At 36.8% G+C, this 2710-nt stretch carries 3 protein-coding genes; all 3 read left to right on the top strand.

Annotated features, from left to right (window positions below):
- Positions 1-491: type I restriction-modification enzyme R subunit C-terminal domain-containing protein (locus tag RBR53_12050; GenBank protein ID MDY0133382.1), on the top strand; the 491-nt coding region annotated here is incomplete at its 5' end.
- 36 nt (positions 492-527) lie between these two features.
- Complete coding sequence (locus tag RBR53_12045; GenBank protein ID MDY0133381.1) at positions 528-1685, top strand: DUF3644 domain-containing protein; 1158 nt, start codon at positions 528-530, stop codon at positions 1683-1685.
- A gap of 68 nt (positions 1686-1753) precedes the next feature.
- Positions 1754-2710: restriction endonuclease subunit S (locus RBR53_12040; protein MDY0133380.1), on the top strand; the 957-nt coding region annotated here is incomplete at its 3' end.

The following is a 2710-nucleotide window of genomic DNA, read 5'->3' as shown; positions in this document are numbered from 1 at the left end:
AAGCCCGCATTAAAGCCCTTGCCGAAACCCACCCCGCTGTCCGGAAAATCAAAAATAACGAACCTCTCACCGATTACGACCTCGAACAGCTTGAGGAAACCCTCCTGAACGCAGCCCTCGCCCCTGACAACCCGAAACTTTCCAGCCTAGCCAGCCTTTTCGACCTCTACCCCAGCCAGCAGGCTTCGCTTACGGACTTCATTCGCCAGGTGCTGGGCCTCTACTCCTCCCCCTCCCCCGACGCCCTGATCAAAGACGCCTTCCAGACCTACATAATCGGAAACAATAAACACTATTCCTCAGACCAGCTCAACTTCATCCTGACCCTCCAGACCGTCTTCCTGAAAAAGAAGCACATCGAATACTCCACCCTCTGGCAGCCCCCCTTCACCAACTTCGGCACAACTTCCCCCTTCCCGATGTTCAGTCAGGAAGAGTTAAATTCTTTTATAAATATCTGTACTGGGTTAGAAAAAGAAATTTTTGAATAAATATTTAAATCGTTATTCTGTATGGCAGGTGATAGTTTGAGTAAAAGAATTCCCAAAAGATCAAAGGAATTATTAAATAAATCTATTGAGAGCTGCTTACTTGCTGTTGAGGTATACAATAAACCACAAACTAAGTTCCGATCAGGCGGCTACATTGTTCTAATGACAATTGCATACACATCACTATTTCATGCCATCTTTGAAAAATATAGAATAAAGTATTACCACAGGGAAAAAGGCTCAAACAAATACATAGTAATTGACGGTGAACACAAAGCATGGGAACTTTCTGACTGCTTAAAAGAATATTTTAAAAATTGTGGAAAAGAAGAGTTGCCTATCAGAAAAAACGTTGAGTTTTTCATACCTTTAAGGAACAAAATTGAACATCGCTTTATGCCAGAACTGGACGATGAAATATTTGGCGAGTGCCAAGCACTGTTACATAACTTTGAATACATACTTATAAAGGAATTTGGGGAAAAATATGCGATCAGAGAAAACCTAGTTTTTTCCCTACAATTTGCAAAAACTTATCCTTCATCTAAAGGAAAAGAAAGCCTTGTAAAGCAAAATAAAGGATTTGAAAAAATAAAGAGTTATATAACGGATTTCAGGAATTCTTTAGATGAAGAAACCTATTCTGATCAAAAGTATCGTTTTAATGTGTTTTTACTCCCTAAATTAGTAAGCAACAAAAATAAGGCAGAATACGCTATTGAATGGGTTGAATATGATCCAAACGATCCTGAAGGAATGAAAAATTATGAACGAATCGTTGGTATCATAAGTGAAAAAGTAAAACCTGTTTCGAATTCTGGATGTCTTAGAGCTAAAGAAGTTTGTGATCTCGTAAAAAAGGAGCTTAGAAAAGTATATGGAGAGGACTTTAAATTTAGCTATTCGACACATCATCCTATTTGTTGTACCCACTACAAAATCAGACCAAAAAAAGAGGATCAAAATCCAGAAAAAACAAACCCAAGTTTTTGTGTATATGACGACGTTCATAAAGACTATGTATACACTAAGGAATGGGTAGATTTTTTAGTCAAAAAGTTATCCGACAGAGAAGAATTAATTAAAATATTACCTACTTTAAAGAGCCAAATTCAAAGGTTGGACAATGAAAAAACAAGCGATTCTACCCCGCAATTAGAAAACAATGAAATTGAAACTGAAACATATCTTTGATTTTGAATAGGGAAAAAAGTAGATCTGCAAAAGCATTGAAAAAAATCTGTGTATGTGAAGGTTGAAAAATGGAAAAAAAACTGCCTGAAGGATGGAAAGAATATAAGATAAAAGATATTGGGGATGTAGTAACAGGAAGTACTCCTCCAAAAAAAGACCCAGAAAATTATGGTGGAGTTTTACCTTGGATAAAACCTCCTGATCTGGATATAGATAAATTTGTATCTACTTCAGAAGAAACAATTTCAGAAACGGGGAGAAAAAAAGTAAGGTTATTACCTAAAGGCTCGGTTTTAGTCTCTTGCATTGGCAACATTGGTAAAGTTGCTATTGCAGATACAGAATTATGTACAAATCAACAGATAAATAGCATAATTCCGGATGAAAATATAGTTGTTTCCGATTTTTTGTACTACACAATTAAAAAAATACGTCCTTATCTTGAAAATATTGCTTCTTCTGCTGTAGTTCCATTGTTGAATAAAACTGATTTTTCCAACATCAATATAAAATTGCCACCTCTCGAAACCCAGAAAAAAATCGTCTCCATCCTCGAAAAAGCCGAAGAAACGAGAAAACTTCGGGCACAGGCGGATGAGTTGACTCAGAAACTTCTTCAGAGTGTGTTTTTGGAGATGTTTGGAGATCCAGTAAAGAATTCAAGAGAATGGAAATTGCATAAATTGGGAGAAATCGGTAATTGGACAAGCGGAGGTACTCCTTCTAGGTCAAAGCCTGAATACTTCCATGGAGAAATCCCTTGGTTTACTGCTGGAGAATTAAATGATTCTTATGTATACGGTTCAAAAGAAAAAATCACAAAAGAAGCCCTGAATTCATCATCAGCTAAGCTTTTCCCTGCTGGCACTATGCTTATAGGAATGTACGATACTGCAGCATTTAAAATGGGAATATTAAAGAATCCTGCTTCATCGAATCAAGCGTGTGCAGCTTTCTCTCCGAAAGTAGAAGTAATAAACACTCTTTTTGCCTTATATTTGTTCAAAGAAATGAAAGATTCATTT

The sequence above is a fragment of the Desulforegulaceae bacterium genome, assembly GCA_034006035.1.
Taxonomy (GTDB): domain Bacteria; phylum Desulfobacterota; class Desulfobacteria; order Desulfobacterales; family JACKCP01; genus JACKCP01.
Note: the sequence above shows the minus strand (reverse complement) of the source record. Positions and strands in the feature narration are given on the sequence as shown.